The organism is Shinella sp. JR1-6, assembly GCF_004284735.1.
Taxonomy (GTDB): Bacteria; Pseudomonadota; Alphaproteobacteria; order Rhizobiales; family Rhizobiaceae; genus Shinella.
In genome coordinates this window covers 52,709-70,013 of sequence record NZ_SHMI01000005.1, presented here as the reverse complement: position 1 = coordinate 70,013, position 17,305 = coordinate 52,709, and the positions used below count along the sequence as shown (strand labels likewise).

The window sequence follows — 17,305 nt, the reverse complement described above, 5'->3', positions numbered from 1 at the left end:
ACCTGTAGCGCCCTGGATTCAGACTTATTTTAGCAACTCATGCTTTTCTCTTGCCGTAAGGGCAGGAGCACGCATTGATGTTCAGCAGGGCAAAGGCCATTCTTTCGATCGAATCCGGCAATCCGGAGCTCGTCCAGGCGCAGCTTGCCGCCTTTACCAAGCAGGTGCCGCTGCTCTACTTCATGCTGGTGACGAATACTGTCGCCATCACCGTCACCCATTTGGGCACCGCTCCCGTCTCTCTCACCCTCTACATTCCCTCCGCGCTCTATGCCATCAGCCTGTTCCGCCTCGTCCACTGGTGGTTCAGCCGCAACCGGCGCTACACCCATGCGGAGGCAGTCGGCCGGCTGCGCTCGACCTATCGCCTGACCGCACTGCTCGGCGCCGGCTTCTGCGCCTGGTCGCTGAGCCTCTACCCCTATGGCAACGCCTACCAGCAGTCTCATGTCGCCTTCTACATCGCCAACACGGTCGTCGGCTGCATCTTCTGCCTGATGCACCTGCGGGCGGCCGCGCTCGCGCTGACGGCCATCGTGCTCGGCCCGTTCACCATCTTCTTCGGCACTTCGGGCAATCCGGTCTTCACCGCGCTCGCTCTCAATGTCGCACTCGTCACCGTCGCCATGGTGTTCATTCTCTTCACCTACTACCGGGATTTCGGCGCCCTCATCCAGTCGCAGAAGGAGCTGGAGGCGCGCCAGGCGGAAACCCAACGCCTCAGCGACGAGAACCATCGCCTCGCCAATCTCGACAGCCTGACCAACCTGCCCAACCGCCGCCAGTTCCGTGCCGAGCTCGAAACGAGGATCGCGCGGGCGGAGAAGAACCGCACCGGCCTCGCCCTCGGCCTTATCGACCTCGACGGTTTCAAGCCCGTCAACGACACCTTCGGCCACGGCATCGGCGACAAGCTGCTCGTCGAGGTCGGCGAACGGCTCCTCGCCTTTGCCGGCCAGGGTCTGTTCCCGGCCCGCCTCGGCGGCGACGAGTTCGGCATCATCTTCGAGGGCAAGGCCTGCGCAGAGCGGCTCCATGCGATCGGCGACGAAATCTGCGCGGCCCTCCAGGAACCCTATGTCTTCAACGGACAGACAGCACGCGTTTCCGGCTCGCTCGGCATCTCGATCCTCGGCGATGCCGGCACCACGGCCGACCGGCTCTTCGATCGCGCCGACTTTGCCCTTTATCTCGCCAAGCAGAATTTTCGCGGAACGACGGTCGTCTTCTCCGCCGAGCACGAGGCCGAGATCAACGAGCAGGGCCGCATCCAGCAGGCGCTGCGCGCCGCCGATTTCGAGAAGGAGATGCACCTCGTCTTCCAGCCCATGGTCGATGTGGACACGAACGGCATCTCCGCCTATGAGGCACTCGCCCGCTGGCGGAGCCCGACCCTCGGCAACGTGCCGCCCGGTATCTTCATCCGTGCAGCCGAGCGGGCCGGCATCATCGGCCGGCTGACGGAGATCCTGGTGCAGAAGGCGCTGGCGGCCATACAGAGCTGGCCGGATCACATCCGCCTCTCCGTCAACCTGTCGACCCGCGACGTCGTCTCCAACAAGACCGTCGATGCCCTGCTTGAGATCATCGCGCAAAGCGGCGTCGACCCGGCCCGCCTCGACATCGAGGTGACGGAGACGGCCGTCATGCGCAACTTCACGCTTGCCGCCGACAACATCCGCCGTTTCGCCGAGCGCGGCATCGGCATTGCGCTCGACGATTTCGGCACGGGCCATTCGAGCCTCAACTACGTGCACAAACTGCCGCTCACCAAGATCAAGATCGACCGCAGCTTCATCGTCGATATCGCCACGAACGAACGCAGCCGCAGCATCGTCAAGACGATCGTCGACCTCTCCCGCAACGTCGGCTGCGTCTGCGTTGTCGAAGGCATGGAGACCCATGAACAGGTCGCTGCGCTGCGCGGCCTCGGCTGCCGCATGATGCAGGGCTACTACTTCGCACGGCCAGAGCGGCTGGAGGGCACGCTGGCCTACCAGGCGCCGTCAGACACGATCGTGAACGCGCCCGTGCGCAAAACCGGTTGATCTTTCCCGCAAGGACAGACATGAAGTCGGAATGCGGCACGGATCGTTTGCTGCAGGCGGATGGAGGACACACTTGGCATCTCTCGGCACGCCGGCCTTCCGGCTCTACATCCTTCGTCACGCCCGCGCCGCCTGGGCCGAGCCCGGCCAGTCGGATTTCGACCGCGCCCTCGACGACGATGGCTTTGCCGAAGCCGAGGTGATCGCCGAGGAAGCCGCCGACCAAGGCTACAGGCCGGACCTCATCATCTCCTCCACCGCCGTCCGCTGCCGCCAGACCGCCGAGCCTTTCCATCGCTCGGTGAGCGAGGAGCTGACCATCGATTATGTCGATTCCCTTTATTCCGGCACGGTCGACACCTATGCCGAACTCGCCTTCGCGGACCGGCAGGAGACCGCCGTGATGATCGTCGGCCACAATCCGATGATCGAGGAGTTCTTCCACCGTCTCGTCGGCAAGGAGATCGCCGAGACCGCCGCCCCCTTCGGCTATCCGACAGCAGGCCTTGCCATCCTGGATTTCGACGAGCGCCCGACCGAAGACAACTATGCCGGCGCCTGCCTTGCCGGCTTCATGACACCGCGCCCGGCGCATTGAGGCGCAGCGCGATCCCTCGGGGCCGCCTCTTGATTTTCGGCATCGCGCTGGCGCAAAACCGCTGCAGATTCCTGCGTGACATGGTTTGCGTGAAAAGGCGGCCTCTTTTTCCGCCGGATTTCGTTTCCTATATCGCCTTCGATGCTGGAAAGAGACCTTGTCCCCTAGCCTGACCACCTTCACCGACGAAGCCCTGCTCGCGCTCGACGCGCTGACCGGCCGCGCCACCAACCTCGTCAACCCGTCGATCCGCCTCGGCGTGACGGGCCTGTCGCGCGCCGGCAAGACCGTCTTCATCTCCTCGCTCGTCCACAACCTGCTGAATGGTGGCCGCCTGCCGCTGTTCGAGGCAGGGCGCTCGGGACGTGTGTCAAAAATCCGGCTGGAGCCGCAGCCGGACGACGCCGTGCCGCGCTTCCAGTACGAGGACCATATCCGAGCGCTGGTCGCCGATCGCCTCTGGCCAGATTCGACCCGGGCCATCTCGCAGCTTCGCCTGACACTCGATTATGAAAGCGCCTCCGGCTGGGGTCGCCTGCTGTCACCCGGAAAACTGTCGATCGACATCGTCGACTATCCCGGCGAATGGCTGCTCGACCTGCCGCTGCTCGCGCAGGATTTCCGCACCTTCAGCGCAAACACCGTGGCGCTCGCACAGTCCGGCATCCGCGCGGAGCTCGCGCGCGACTGGCTGGCGCTGTCGGCCACCATCGACCCGGCAGCTTCAGCCGAGGAAGCGACCGCGCGCACGCTGGCAGAAGCCTTCACCGCCTATCTGAGGGCCTGCAAATCCGACGAACGTTCGCTCTCCACCCTGCCGCCCGGCCGTTTCCTGATGCCCGGCGACCTCGAAGGTTCGCCCGCCCTCACCTTCGCCCCCCTGCCGAACCTGCCGGAAGGCCGCCCGGACAGGGGATCGCTGCATGCCATGATGGAGCGCCGCTACGAGGCCTACAAGACGCATGTGGTGCGCCCGTTCTTCCGCGAACATTTTGCCCGGCTCGACCGGCAGATCGTGCTGATCGACGCCCTTCAGGCCATCAACCGCGGCGCCGAGGCCGTACACGACCTGGAGCGCGCGCTCGGCGACGTGCTCGATTGTTTCCGCGCCGGCACGAACAGCTTTCTGTCCTCCTTCGTGACACGCCGCATCGACCGCATCGTGATTGCCGCCACCAAGGCGGACCATCTGCACCACGAAAGCCATGCGCGGCTGGAGGCCGTCACCCGCCGCCTCGTCGAGCGCGCCGTCGAGCGCATCGGCATGAGCGGCGCCGGCATCGAGGTGATGGCGCTCGCCTCCGTGCGCGCCACCCGCGAGGCGACCGTCAAGCACGATGGCGAGGACCTGCCGGTCATCGTCGGCGTGCCCATGGCCGGCGAGCGGATCAACGGCGAGATCTTCGACGGCGAACGAAAAACAGCTATATTTCCCGGGGACTTGCCGAAGGATCCGGATTCACTTTTCAAGGAACTTGAATCCGTTCCTGAAGGCGAGGCGCCGCATCTCCTGAACTTCGTGCGCTTCCGACCGCCGCATATCGAGGAGACGGGCGGCGGCCTGAAACTGTCCGTGCCGCACATCCGCCTCGACCGCGCACTGCAATACCTGATCGGAGACCGGCTCGCATGAACGACCGTCCGCGCAAGCCCGCCGCCTTCGCTTTGCCCGCCGGCTCCCCGCAGCCATCCGAGCATGCAAAGCGCCGTGCGCCCGCCGCCTTCGACGACGCCGTCACGCTGACGCCGGATGCTGAGGATCCCTTCATCGCCACTACCGCCGACCTGCCGGATCTGGCACCGCCGATCGCCACCCCGCGCAAGCGCCGCCTCACCCTCGGCCGCATAGCCCTCGGCGCGCTCGGCCTCCTCGTCTCGCTCGCCGTCGGGCTCTGGGTCGATTCGCTGATCCGCGATCTCTTCAGCCGCAACGACTGGCTCGGCTATCTCGCGATCGCCGCTGCCGCGATCGCGGTTCTCGCCGTCTTCGGCCTTGTCGCGCGCGAACTGATCGGCCTGCGCCGTCTCGCCGCCGTGCAGGACCTCAAGCACGACGTCGCCGAAGCCGCCCTGTCGCCAAGCCCGTCGGTCGGCCGCGCCATCCTCGCCCGCCTCGTGCATCTCGTGGCCGCCCGGCCGCAGACGGCGCGCGGGCGCGCGCGTCTCGCCGAGACCGAAGGCGAGATCATCGACGCGGCCCACCTCGTCGACCTTGCCGAACGCGAATTGATGGCGCCGCTCGACCGCGAGGCGCGTGCGCTGATCCTCGGCGCGGCCAAGCGGGTCTCCATCGTCACCGCCGTCAGCCCGCGGGCGCTGGTCGATCTCGGCTATGTCATTTACGAGAGCAGTCGGCTGGTGCGCGGCATGGCGGAACTGTACGGCGGCCGTCCCGGCAAGATCGGCATGCTGCGCCTGATGCGTGATGTCATCGCCCATCTCGCCGTTACCGGCTCTATTGCCATGGGCGACAGCCTGGTGCAGCAGGTGCTGGGCCACGGGCTTGCCTCGAAGCTTTCCGCCCGGCTCGGAGAAGGCGTCATCAACGGCCTGATGACGGCGCGAATCGGCATTGCCGCCATGGATCTCTGCCGGCCCATGCCCTTCCGCGCGCTGAAACGGCCCGGCATCGGCGATTTCATCGGCGACCTTACACCGAGCATGACGAACGGCCGGCGCGACGACGCCTGACCCCCGGCACCGTGCATCATTCGCGACGCGCAGGCGGGGTCCTGGAACTGTGGGCTCGTTGCAACACCCCGGTTTTCAGGGCCTGCATGACCGGTAAATGACGAAGGGCAAGACGCCCGGAAACCGTCCATTAACCATTTTCGCGCAAATCTCGTCGCACACAAGCAGGCCAGATGGCCGTCGCCCATCAAGGATCGTTCATGTACTCGCGCACCTCTTTGATCGCCCGCGTCTCCGTAGCGGCCTTCCTCGCAGCCACCGCCATCGCGCTTCCCGCCTCCGCCGGCTCGCGCGACAAGGCGTTCTTCGAGCAGGTCACCGGCAGCTGGCAGGGCAAGGGCGAGATCGTCGCCGGCAAGTACAAGGGCACCAAGTTCGCCTGCGACCTGACGGGCGACACCGCACCCGCCAAGGGCGCCGGCATCCAGCTCGAGGGCTTCTGCCGCGTCGGCGTCTTCAAGCAGCCGATGTCCGCGCTCATAACCAAGTCGGGCAGCACCTACAAGGGCAAGTTCCTCGACGGCGCTTCCGGCAAGGGCCTCGACATCACCTCCGGCCAGGTCAACGGCGACAAGGTGGTCGTCGGCATCAACCGCCAGAAGCTGAACGGCGCGATGATCGCGCGCCTCGAAGGCGATAACAAGATGAACATCACCATCTCGGTGAAGGTCGAGAACAAGATGGTACCGGTCATCGGCGTCTCGCTCGACCGCAATCTCGACGACATCGCCGTCGGTTCGATCAAGTAACCTTCCACCATTCCGGGCCGACGCTCGCCGGCTCGATGCCCGCGACATCCGCATCTTCCAGCCAGGACCTCACCGTGCGCCCCTCGACCGCAAGGTCGGGCGCAACGTCGGCAAGCGGCATCAGCACGAAGCCGCGCCCCGTCATGCGCGGATGCGGCAGCTCCAGCCGCCCGCCGGATTGCGCCACGCCCTCATAGGTCAGAACATCGATATCGATGGTGCGCGGACCCCAGCGCTCCTTGCGCTCGCGCTTCATGTCACGCTCGATAGCAAGGCAGGTGTCGAGCAGCGGCTCGGGCGCAAGCGTCGTCTCCACCAGCGCACAGGCATTGAAGAACCAGTCCTGGTCGGTCTTGCCCCAGGGCGGCGTGCGGTAGAGCCGCGAGACGGCCGTCACGTGGCAGTCCTCCCGCGCATCGAGCGCCTGCAACGCCTCGGCCATGGAGCGCACGGGATCGCCGATGTTGCCGCCAAGGCCGAGCGAAGCCCGGCGGAAAGGCTCAGACGGCATGATCGACCGTCACCTGCACATAATCCAGCACGCCGGGCACCGGCGCGTTCGGCTTGCGCACCGTAATGCGGGCACGGGAAATCTGCGGGAAGCGGGCACAGAGCACCGTGGCGATCTCCTGCGCCAGCGCCTCGATGAGATAGCGCCGCTGGCCTGTGACGATCTTCTCGATCTCCTGGAAGGCGACGCCGTAATCGACGGTCGATTCGATCGCGTCGTCGGAAAGCGGGCGCAGCGGCCGCACCTCCAGCTCGGCATCGACGAAGAACCGCTGGCCGAGGAATTCCTCGGCGTCGTGCAGGCCGTGGCGGGCGAAGAAGGCACAGTTCTTGAGCGTGATCGTGTAGGTGGTGGTCATGGTCTTTCCTGTCTGGCTGCCTGTCTGTCAGGCGCGCGCCTCGCGCGCCGTCACCTTGCGCCTTGCGTCAAGCATAGCATCCGCCATTGCCAGCGCATCCCTGTTGATTGCGACATCGTGCACCCTGAAGACCGCCGCACCGGCAACCCGCAGCAGCGCGGTCGTGGCGGCAGTGCCGGCATCCCGGCCTTCCGCCTCGCGCCCCGTGACGGCGCCGACGAAACGTTTGCGCGAGGTGCCGGCCAGGATGGGCAGTTCGAAACCGAAAAGCTCGCCGAAACGCGCCATGAGTTCGAGATTTTCCCCCGTATCCTTGGCAAAGCCAAAACCGGGATCGAGTACCATCGCCTCTCGCGCGACACCCGCCTCCCGGGCGATCTCCAGCGAGCGACCGAGGAAGAGATACTGGTCCCCCACGACATCCGGCTGCTTCTGACGGTCGCGGCCGGTATGCATGATGCACAGCCCCGCCCGGGTCGCGGCGGCAACGCCGGCAATGTCGGGTTCGCGCTGCAGGCCGTGCACGTCGTTGACGATATGCGCCCCGGCCGCAACGGCCAGCCGCGCCGTCTCGGCCCGGTAGGTATCGACCGAGATGATTGCGTCCGTCGTAGCTGCAAGCGCCTCGATAACGGGCAGAATACGGTCCTGCTCCTGCGCTGCCGACACGGAAGCCGCGCCCGGTCGGGTGGATTCCCCGCCGATATCGACGATCTCCGCCCCCTCTTCGAGACAGAGCATGGCCTGCGCCACCGCCTTGTCCGCGCTGTCGAAGCGACCGCCATCGGAAAAGGAATCCGGTGTAACATTGACGATCGCCATCAAAATGCCACGCGGGCCGAGCTCCAGGGAGCGCCCGTGGGCGAGCACCCAGCGAAAGGGCTCGAATGGTGAAAACATGGCGGTTTTCCTCGCAGTTGGCGACAGCGCCTTGGACATCTCCTAGACACCCTTAGCTTTAAATCAACGGATTTGACGCTAAGGCTATCGAGCGGCGTCCCGGATAGGGTGTTGCGCTCGCCGAGCCTATGCCCCAAGCTTGGGGGAAGTTCAACCGGCGCTTTCGGCCGGTTTCCACACCGGATGTCCCGGTGGCGAAAGGAATGCTGACTGAATGACGACCATCGCTCGCCTGATGGCCCTTGCCGCCCTCGCCTGCCTCGCGTCCCAGCCCGCCCGCGCCGAGACCATCACCTCGAAGACCTTCGCCTATTTCTCCGTCGGCGGACGCACCGCGGCCGAACTCGACGAGGAACTGTCGAAGCGCGGTCCGATGATGAAACACAGCGGATCGCGCCATCCCGGCGCCACCCGCATCAAGTGGGGCGGCTCGGTCACCTATGTGCGCCGCGGCAGCCGCTGTGCGGTCGGCGAGGCGCGGGTGACGCTCTCCACCGAGATCATCCTGCCGCGCTGGAAGCACCGCAAGCGTGCCACTCCGTCGCTCGCGCTGATCTGGGATACGCTTTCGAGCGACATCAAGCGCCACGAGGAACGCCACGCCGAAATCGCCCGCACCCATGCCCGCAGCCTGGAGCGCACGCTGAAAGCCCTGCGGCCCGAGGCCGACTGCGAACGCATGCAGGCGCGGGTCGATCGGGTGACGGCGGATGCCGTAACGAAACACGACGCCGACCAGGCCCGTTTCGACCGCATCGAATCGAAGAACTTCAACGACCGCATGATGCGCCTTCTGGTGCACCGGCTGAAGAACCGCGCCGAGTAAAGGCGCACCGCGCCGGCAGGTATATCTTGAAGGAGTTTTAATGGAACGGGACCGGGCCAAGGCACGGAGGCGTTTCCATGCATGAAATGACTGGTTAGTTTTAGCGATAGCGCAATTCCGCAAATCGCCGTATGTTTATATCAACAGTGAACGGGAAGACGACTTTCCTTCCCGAAGTTGCATGAAGCGGTTTGTAACAGGTTCTCCTGGCGCGTCCTTATCAAAGCAGCAGGTGTCTCCTCCCTCTCCTGCCTGCGATGCGCCCTCCTGGCCTCGCTCGTCCTGACCGACCGGCGAGGCTCTTTTTTTACCCTTCTATTCTTGCAGGCGAGCAGAACCCGGCGATCTCTTCTTTACGCGCAAAGAAGAGGCGACAAGAGGCCGGCCGAAACCAAATCGGCTTCGGCCGGTAGTTCCGACAATCTGAAGGAAAAGATGTCAGGCCTGGCGTTCGGGAACGTGGACCACGAGCCCGTCAAGCGCATCCGACATCTTGATCTGACAGGAGAGCCGCGAGGTGGGACGCACCTCGTAGGCGAAGTCCAGCATGTCCTCTTCCATCGCTTCCGGCGGGCCGACGGTCGCGCTCCAGGCATCGTCGACATAGACGTGACAGGTCGCGCAGGCGCAGGCGCCGCCGCACTCGGCCTCGATGCCGGGCACGGAGTTGCGCACGGCGTTTTCCATGACCGTGGAGCCGTTGGCGACATCCAGTTCGTGGCGCGTGCCGTCAAAGGCGACGATGGTGAGTTTGCTCATGATGGCTTCCGGATCCTCAAGACTGCCCGGGCGGGCGAACGAACGGCCGGCGGAAGGATGGTCGAACGCGCCGGTTTTCCGCGGACGTTTCCAACAAAACCCCTCCCCAGTCAACATCGCGCGCCCGGCAGGATCCGGATGGTCCGGGCGCGGCATCGGCTTTTCCCGCCGCGCCAGGGAAGACACGGCGGGTCTGCGCCGTTCAGCGGCAGAGTTTCAGGATGAAGTTTTCCGCCTCGACCACGGCGGCAGCAACGCCGGCAAGCGCGATTGCATCGGCCGGATTGTCCTCGAGCGCGGCGGCCGCCTTGCCGACGGCGGTGGCGCCGACGGACTGTGCGGAGCCCTTGAGGCGATGAGCGACGGCAGCGCGGGCGGCGCCCTCCAGGCTCGCCAGGTCCTTCATGCTCGCGCGCGCCTGCCGCGCGAACATCTGCAGCACTTCCAGCTCCAGCCCCTTGTCACCCATCGTCTGGCGGGCAAGGTGTACCAGATCGATCGGCTTTTCCCCGGAATGGGACATGCCGCCTGCATTGTCCGGCGCCTCGAATGCAATGTTGAGCGCTGCCATTTGCCAATATCCTTATAGACGCGATGTACGCATGTTTCTTTGTGGTGCACGCAGGTGTCGATGCGGCACGGGTGTTTCCGTCGTTCCGCACAGGGACATGGGACGTTCATTCTGCGCGGCCGGCGCGCCTATCCGATTAAAAGACGGCGCAAAATGGGCATGAATCGCGAACTATGGTTAACGGCTGAAAAATAGCCATTTTCGCAGGTTTTCCATCGCGATACAGAATCGCCCGATATTAACTTCCTGTTAAGTTTCGGGCGAAGGGAGATGGCAATGAATTGTGTGATACAGGCTAATGTGTCACTACGATACGACCGGATAGTCCCGGTGGATAAGCCGTGGGCGGAGATACACCGCTTCGCCTTTTCGGTCTATCGAGCGAATTTGGAATGAACGGCGGTCCGGACGCTGCGTGCCATGAGGGTATGCAGCAAGACCGGCCACCAACCGGACCGGTTCGAATGCGCCTGAGCAGCGGCAGCGCGCATGAAGCCCGATCCCGGACATGGTAACGAGGCGTATCCGCATGGCGACGAACAAGCCCACCGAGTCGATCGACGACAAGGCCTTCCAGGCCCTGGAAGAAGCACTGAAGATCGACTTTGATGATCTAGCGCCGGAGACGCCCTCGAAGAAGGACGCTTCGGAGGCCCATGTGTCTGAACCAGCAAGCCGCGTTCCGAACAAGACGCAGGAAAAGCCTGCGAGCCGCCCTGCATCCGGCGAGGCCGCGCGTGGCCTCAGCCCCGAGCAGGCACCGAAAACCCCGGCCTTCACCCCCGCCAACGACGGCTCCCGCAAGACGCCTGCCGCGATCCTGAAGTCGCTGGACGTGCGCTCGGGCCGGGCCTCGATCCGCATGGCCATCCTGATGTCCATTCTCTGGGTCATCGGCGGGCTGGGCGTTGCCAACCTTCTCTATGCGCCCGAGATCTGGCAGATCCGCTCGGTGGCCGACCTGGTGGCGCTGCCCGGTGCCATCGGCATGGTCGTCGCCATCGTCATGCCGATCATGCTCTTCTTCGCCTTCGCGATCATGATCTCCCGCGCCCAGGAACTGCGCAGTGCCGCCCGCTCCATGGCGGAAGTCGCACTCCGTCTCTCCGAGCCGGAAACCGTCGCGAGCGACCGCATCATGAGCGTCGGCCAGGCCGTCCGCCGCGAAGTCTCCGCGATGAACGAGGGCATCGAGCGCACGATCGCCCGCGCAACCGAGCTCGAAACGCTCGTGCATTCCGAAGTCAACGCCCTCGAGCGCAGCTATTCCGACAACGAGATGCGCGTGCGCACCCTCGTCCAGGAACTCGGCTCGGAGCGCGAGGCGATCGTCAGCCATGCCGAGCGCATCCGGTCGTCGATCTCCGGCGCGCACGAACAGCTGAAGGACGAGCTGGCCAGCGCCGGCGACAACATCACCCAGCGCCTCGCCACCTCGGGCGAAGCCTTCGCCTCCATGCTCGATACCCGCGCCGCGATGCTGATGGAGAAATCCGACAGCGCGACGCAGACGATCGGCGCCATGCTGTCGGCCCGCACCGACAGCCTGCTCTCGACGCTCAGCTCCTCCGGCCTCGCGCTCGCCAACGAGTTCGACAGCCGCCTCGACCAGCTCACCAAGAACCTCGATTCGCGCGGCCGTGACCTGCTGCAGCAGTTCGAGACCCGCGCGAGCTCGCTCGACACCAATACGGAAAAGCTGAATGCCGCGTTGAACGAGCGCGCCAAGCAGCTCAATGAGACGCTGATCGCCCGCACCCGCGAGATCAGCGAAAGCCTGTCGATCGGCCAGCAGGCCGTCACCGGCGGTCTCGATCACATTCTCCAGTCGATGAACGCCGCGCTCGACGAAAAGGGCGCGCAGTTCCGCCAGAGCCTCAAGAACGCCGCCGACGACACCGTCATGGACCTCGACCTGCGCACCGGCTTCTTCGACGAGCGCATGCACGCGACCGTCGGCCAGATTGCCAGCGCCTTCGACCATCGTGTCGAGGAATTCACCCAGGCCTTCGACCAGCGCGCCGGCTCGCTCGACAGCAAGCTGATGGAGAGCCTTGCCCGCATCAACGAAACGGTCGCCAGCGGCCGCGACGCGATGGACGGTATCCTCACCTCCAGCATCGACCGTCTCGGCAACACGCTCACCGACCAGTCCTTCGCACTGGCCACGACGCTCGCCACCAGCCAGGAAGTCCTCGAAAGTGCGGTCTCCGGCCATGCCGACGCCATCTCCAATGCCGTCAGCGGTGCGCATGAACGCATGGGCGCGGTCCTCTCGGAAAAGTCCGCCGCCCTTCTCGGCGGCCTCGCCGACGTGCAGAACCGCATCGAAAGCGGCTTCGGCACCCGTGCCGAAGCGCTGGCGGAAAGCATTTCCGGCAGCGAACGCCGCCTGACGGACGCGCTGGATTCGCGCGGCTCGGCCATCGCCACCGACATCGAGGCCGCACAGGCCCGCATGGAAGAGGCCCTTGGCGCCCGCGCCAGCGCCCTGGTGGAAAGCATTTCCGGCAGCGAGCGCCGCCTGACGGATGCGTTGGATTCGCGTGGCACCTCGATCGCCTCCGGCATCGAAACCGCCCAGGCGCGCATGGAAGAGGCCCTCGGCGCCCGCGCGGACGAGATCGCCTCGACGATCGCCGCCAGCCACAACCGCATAGACAGCGCGCTGTCCGAGCGCACCACCGCCCTCTCCTCGATGCTGAACGAGACCGGCAGCCAGCTCGAACAATCCGTCGGCGCCGCCGCCGGCCGTGTCGAGAACGCCCTGACGGGCGCCGCCCGCCAGATCGACGACGCCATCACCGGCCGCACGGCCAATCTCGCATCGGTTCTGTCCAACAGCGCCGGCGCGATGCAGTCCGCGATCGACGCGGCGGCTGAACGCGTCGAAACAGTCCTCTCCGAAGGCAACCAGCAGCTCACGGGCGTCCTGCATGGCCAGGCCACCGAATTCGCCGAAGCCTTCTCCGGTCGTGCCGCCAACATCGCCGAACAGCTTTCGGGCCGCGCATCCGAACTAGCCGGTTCGCTCGTCTCCACCCACGAGCAGATCCGCGCGACGCTCGACGACCGCATCGACGCGATCAACCTCGCCATCACCGAGGGCCGCAACCAGCTCACCGAAACGCTCAACGATCAGGTCACCTCCATCGGCACCTCGATCGCCACCAGCGCCGGCATGCTGGAACTGTCCATGGAGCAGCTTTCGGACCGTGCATCGACGCTCACCGGTTCGCTGGCCTCCACCCATGACGAGATTCGTGCGACGCTCGACGACCGCATCAATGCGATCAACCTCGCCATCACCGAGGGCCGCAACCATCTCACCGAGACGCTGAACGACCAGGTGACCACCATCGGCACCTCGATCGCCACCAGCGCCGGCATGCTGGAACTGTCCATGGAGCAGCACGAGGAGGCTCTTCGCCGCACCATCGACGGCAGCGGCGCCCTGCTCGACCAGCGCGTGCGTGAAAGCGTCGGCGCCGTCGCAGAACGCCTCGTCGAAACCTCGGCGAAGATCGTGCACGCAGCCGACACCTTCGGCAGCCGCATGGAGCAGACCGTCGACAACGTCGCCAACCGCTTCGACACGACCGGCAGCCGCCTCGAGGAAAACCTCGGCAAGCTCGAATCCCGCATCGAATACAGCGTCGACCACGTCTCCGGCCTTGTCGATACGGCAGCATCGCGCATCTCCGACACCCTGTCGGAACGCCTCACCGATCTCGACCGCGCCGGCGGCGACGTTTCGCTGCGCGTATCCGAAGCCCTTTCCCGGCCGATGGCCGAGGTGGAGCGCATCGGCGACGAGACGACGGCACGCATCGCCGCCGCCCTCGCCGGCCGCGTCACCGACATCGAGCGCCTTGGTGCCAGCGCTGCCGAGCGCATCGAAGGCGCCCTCTCTGGCCGCCTCACCGATATCGAGCGCGTCACCGGAGAAGCCGCCGAACGCATCGACGGTGCGCTGGCAAGCCGCGCCGACCAGATCGCCCGCGTCGCCGGGGAAGCGGCCGACCGCATCGACGACACGCTGATTGCCCGCGCCACGCAGATCGAGATGACCGTGGGGAGTGCCGCCGAGCGTATCGACGGCGCCCTTGTCAACCGCGTCGACGAGATCAACCGCGTCGTCGGCCAGGTCGCAGACCGCATCGACGACACGCTGCTCGCCCGCGCAACGCAGATCGAGCTGACGGTCGGCAATGCCGCCGAGCGCATTGACGGCGCCCTCGTCGGCCGCGTCGACGAAATCAGCCGCACCGTCGGCGAGGCTGCCGAACGTCTCGAAGGCGCGCTCCTCAACCGGGCAAGCCAGATCGAACGCACCGTCGACAGTGCCGCCGAACGCATCGACGGCGCCCTTGTCGGGCGTGTCGACGAAATCAGCCGTACGGTCGGGGAAGCCACCGAACGGCTCGAAGGCACGCTCCTCAACCGCGCGAACCAGATCGAGCGCTCCGTCGGCGACGCTGCCGAGCGTATCGATGGCGCCCTCGTCAACCGCGCCGACGAAATCAGCCGCGCCGTGGGTGAGGCTGCGGAGCGCATCGACGGAACCCTGGCCAGCCGTGCCAGCGACATTGCCCGCATTGCCGGAGAAGCCGCCGAACGCATCGACGGAACACTCGTTGCACGCACCGGCGACATCGAACGCATCACCGGAGAGGCCGCCGAGCGCATCGCCGGCACGATCGACGAGAAGACCGGCCGCATCGAGGAACGCCTCGGCACGATGGACCGCGCGCTGACCATCGGTCTCGACAGTGTCAACCGTACGATCGACGGCAAGGCCGCAGGTCTTGCCGCAACGCTGCGCGACGCCGTTTCGCAGGCCGCCCAGGACATGGACGCCGAAGCGGTCCGCTCCGCCCAGTCGCTCGCCAAGACCGGTGAGGAATTCGCCAGCCTCAGCTCGTCGCTGCGCGGCGCCGTCTCCCGTGCAGCCCAGGAAATGGGCGTCGAGGCCCAGCGCGCCGCCGAAAACATCGCCCGCACCGGCGAGGAGTTCGCCGGCAACCTTTCGGCCCGCAACGAAGCCTTCGCCCGCGCCGTCGAAGAGACCACCTCCTCCGCCGTCGCCCGCTTCACGGAAACGGAAAACCGCCTTGCCGACCAGGCCCAGTCGCTGCGCGCCGGCCTCGGCGATGTCGAGAAGGCTCTGGAAGCGCGCGGTGCCTCCATCCGTTCGACGCTCGACGAGCGCACCCGCGAGCTCAACTCCATGCTGGCGAGCCGCACGGAAGAGCTGGCCCGCCTGATCGACGAGGAAGCCCGTCCGGTCATCGACAGCTATGCTGCCGTCGGCCGCGAGGCTGCCGAAGGCATCGGCGGTGTCGCCCGTGACGCTGCCGAGCGCATCAGCGGCGTCGCCCGCGAAAGCGCCGAGCGCCTGCGCAACGAGAACGCCGCGCTCATCAACGCGATCTCCGCCCGCACGGCCGATACGCTCGCCGCCATCACCAGCCGCACGGAAGAAGCCGCCGGCACGATGCGCGAGATCGAAAGCGGCCTTGCCGCCAATGTCGAAAGCCTGATCGCCCGCCTCTCGGAAAGCAACGGCGCGATCGCCGGCATCGTCGATGCCGCCAGCCAGACGCTCGGCGCCATCGATGGCCGTCTGATGAGCACGGCCGAACGCTTCTCCACCTCCGCCGAGCGCGCCTCCGACATGGTATCCACCACGTCGCGCCTGCTCGAGGGCAAGGTGGACCGCCTGTCCGACATCTCATCCGGCACGCTGTCGCAGATCGGCGGCATCGTCGGTCGCTTCGAGGACCACTCGAAGATCCTGTCGCAGGCCTCGGATCTGCTCGCCGCCGCCCAGTCGAACCTCGTCTCGACGCTGGAAGAGCGCCAGGACGCGCTGCGTTCGCTCTCCGTCGGCCTCGTGCAGCGCTCGGAGGAGATCGAGAAGACCATGCAGTCGCTCGAAGGCATGGTCGAGGGCGTCTTCACCCGCGCCGAGGAGCGCTCGAACCTCATCGCCGGCAACCTGCGCGGCGGCATCCAGACGTCGTTCGCCGAAGTCGGCCGCATCCTCGGCGAGACCGAGAAGCGCGCCGAGGCCGCTGCCAACACGCTGCGCGAGCAGCTGACAAAGGCCGGCGAGGAAGCAGGCCAGTCGGTCGAGGGTTCCTTCGCCCGCGCCGAAGAGCGGACCAAGGAAGTGGCGAACCGCCTGCGCGGCAGCGTCGGCGCCTCGCTCTCCGATGTCGATCGCCTGCTCACCGAAAGCGGCAAGAAGTCCGAAGCCGCCACGACCGTCATGCGCGAAACGCTGCGCGAGGCCGTCGAGGAAGCGGTCGGCAAGTTCTCCGGTGCGACCGAGGAAATCCGCCGCGCCGCCGCCGACATCCGCAAGGAGCTCGACCAGACCCGCGGCGAGCTGAAGCGCGGTGCCTTCGACCTGCCGGAAGAGGCCAAGGAAAACGCGGCGCAGATGCGCCGCGCCGTCAGCGAGCAGATCAAGGCCCTGCAGGACCTGTCCGACATCATCGGCAAGTCCTCCTCGGCGCTGGAAGTCTCCCGCCCGGCCGCGGTTCAGGCCAAGGTCGTACAGCAGGCACAGCCGGTGCAGGAAACCCGCGTCGAGCCCCGCCGCGAGGAGCCGGCCCAGCAGCTGCGCGGGAGCCTCGGCCTCGAGCGTGCCGCACCGGCCACGGTGCCGCAGCGCGCACAGCCCCTGCCCGCGGAATCCGAAGCCAAGACCACCGGCGAAGGCGGCTGGATGCGGGATCTCCTGCGCGGCGCCGTCTCGCGTGAGGAGGCCCAGTTCGGCCAGCCGCGCGCCGATGGTCAGGCGGCTCGCCCGGACAGCCGCAACCCGCGCCATGTCGTCGAATCGCTGAACTCGCTCTCGGTCGATATCGCCCGCGCCATCGACCACGATGCCTCGGTCGACCTGTGGCGCCGCTACCAGCGCGGCGAGCGCGACGTCTTCACGCGGCGCCTCTACACGCTGAAGGGCCAGCAGACGTTCGACGAGATCAAGCGCAAGTACGAGCGCGAGCCGGAGTTCCGCACCGCGGTCGACCGCTATATCTCGGACTTCGAGAAGCTGCTCGCCGACGTCGCCCGTAACGACCGCGACAAGGTCATGACGCAGACCTACCTCACCTCGGACACCGGCAAGGTCTACACCATGCTGGCCCATGCGGCAGGCCGCTTCAGCTAAGCTGATCCGGACGGAAAACGAAACGGCCGCCCGCAAGGCGGCCGTTTTGCGTTCAAGGCCCCAATTGGCGGAGCTGATAACGCACCTTTGATGAGACATGCCCTTCCGGGT

The 17,305-nt window shown here is 66.1% G+C and carries 12 protein-coding genes; 7 read left to right on the top strand and 5 right to left on the bottom strand.

Features of this window, described 5'->3' with window-relative positions:
- Positions 1-77: 77 nt before the first annotated feature.
- The 5 genes from EXZ48_RS10255 (at position 78) to EXZ48_RS10235 (ending at position 6,086) form a co-directional block, all read left to right on the top strand.
- Positions 78-2,048, top strand: coding sequence for a bifunctional diguanylate cyclase/phosphodiesterase (locus EXZ48_RS10255; protein ID WP_130515777.1), 1,971 nt, complete (start codon positions 78-80; stop codon positions 2,046-2,048).
- A gap of 73 nt (positions 2,049-2,121) precedes the next feature.
- Positions 2,122-2,646 (top strand): histidine phosphatase family protein, encoded by a 525-nt coding sequence (locus EXZ48_RS10250; RefSeq protein ID WP_023517022.1) that lies wholly within the window; start codon positions 2,122-2,124, stop codon positions 2,644-2,646.
- 157 nt (positions 2,647-2,803) lie between these two features.
- Positions 2,804-4,279, top strand: a complete 1,476-nt coding sequence (locus EXZ48_RS10245) for a YcjX family protein (RefSeq protein ID WP_130515775.1) — start codon at positions 2,804-2,806, stop codon at positions 4,277-4,279.
- Positions 4,276-5,337 carry a YcjF family protein gene (locus EXZ48_RS10240; RefSeq protein ID WP_023512197.1) on the top strand — a complete coding sequence of 354 codons (1,062 nt, stop codon included), beginning with the start codon at positions 4,276-4,278 and terminating at the stop codon, positions 5,335-5,337. Before EXZ48_RS10245 ends, EXZ48_RS10240 begins: the two co-directional genes overlap by 4 nt.
- Before the next feature lie 200 nt (positions 5,338-5,537).
- Complete coding sequence (locus EXZ48_RS10235; protein WP_130515773.1) at positions 5,538-6,086, top strand: hypothetical protein; 549 nt, start codon at positions 5,538-5,540, stop codon at positions 6,084-6,086.
- Here the strand turns inward: EXZ48_RS10235 and folK are convergent.
- The 3 genes from folK to folP are packed head-to-tail and all read right to left on the bottom strand — an operon-like array spanning position 6,079 to position 7,855.
- Entirely contained in the window at positions 6,079-6,597 is a 519-nt protein-coding gene (gene folK, locus EXZ48_RS10230) for a 2-amino-4-hydroxy-6-hydroxymethyldihydropteridine diphosphokinase (RefSeq protein ID WP_130515771.1), read from the bottom strand. The genes EXZ48_RS10235 and folK overlap by 8 nt on opposite strands.
- Complete coding sequence (gene folB / locus EXZ48_RS10225) at positions 6,587-6,955, bottom strand: dihydroneopterin aldolase (protein ID WP_023512200.1); 369 nt, start codon at positions 6,953-6,955, stop codon at positions 6,587-6,589. Before folB ends, folK begins: the two co-directional genes overlap by 11 nt.
- A 27-nt stretch (positions 6,956-6,982) precedes the next feature.
- Positions 6,983-7,855 carry a dihydropteroate synthase gene (gene folP, locus EXZ48_RS10220; RefSeq protein WP_130515769.1) on the bottom strand — a complete coding sequence of 291 codons (873 nt, stop codon included), beginning with the start codon at positions 7,853-7,855 and terminating at the stop codon, positions 6,983-6,985.
- Positions 7,856-8,069: 214 nt separating this feature from the next.
- Here folP and EXZ48_RS10215 point away from each other — a divergent pair, with 214 nt between their 5' ends.
- Positions 8,070-8,681, top strand: a complete 612-nt coding sequence (locus EXZ48_RS10215; RefSeq protein ID WP_023512202.1) for a DUF922 domain-containing Zn-dependent protease — start codon at positions 8,070-8,072, stop codon at positions 8,679-8,681.
- Between the two features lie 438 nt (positions 8,682-9,119).
- On the opposite strand, the gene EXZ48_RS10210 is transcribed toward EXZ48_RS10215, so the two are convergent.
- Together EXZ48_RS10210 and EXZ48_RS10205 are read right to left on the bottom strand one after the other, a co-directional pair.
- Positions 9,120-9,440, bottom strand: coding sequence for a 2Fe-2S iron-sulfur cluster-binding protein (locus EXZ48_RS10210; RefSeq protein ID WP_023512203.1), 321 nt, complete (start codon positions 9,438-9,440; stop codon positions 9,120-9,122).
- Positions 9,441-9,642: 202 nt separating this feature from the next.
- Positions 9,643-10,011 (bottom strand): Hpt domain-containing protein, encoded by a 369-nt coding sequence (locus EXZ48_RS10205; RefSeq protein WP_130515767.1) that lies wholly within the window; start codon positions 10,009-10,011, stop codon positions 9,643-9,645.
- A 529-nt stretch (positions 10,012-10,540) separates the two neighbouring features.
- Between EXZ48_RS10205 and EXZ48_RS10200 the strand changes: the two genes are divergently transcribed.
- Entirely contained in the window at positions 10,541-17,194 is a 6,654-nt protein-coding gene (locus EXZ48_RS10200; RefSeq protein ID WP_165909323.1) for a hypothetical protein, read from the top strand.
- Positions 17,195-17,305: the final 111 nt, after the last annotated feature.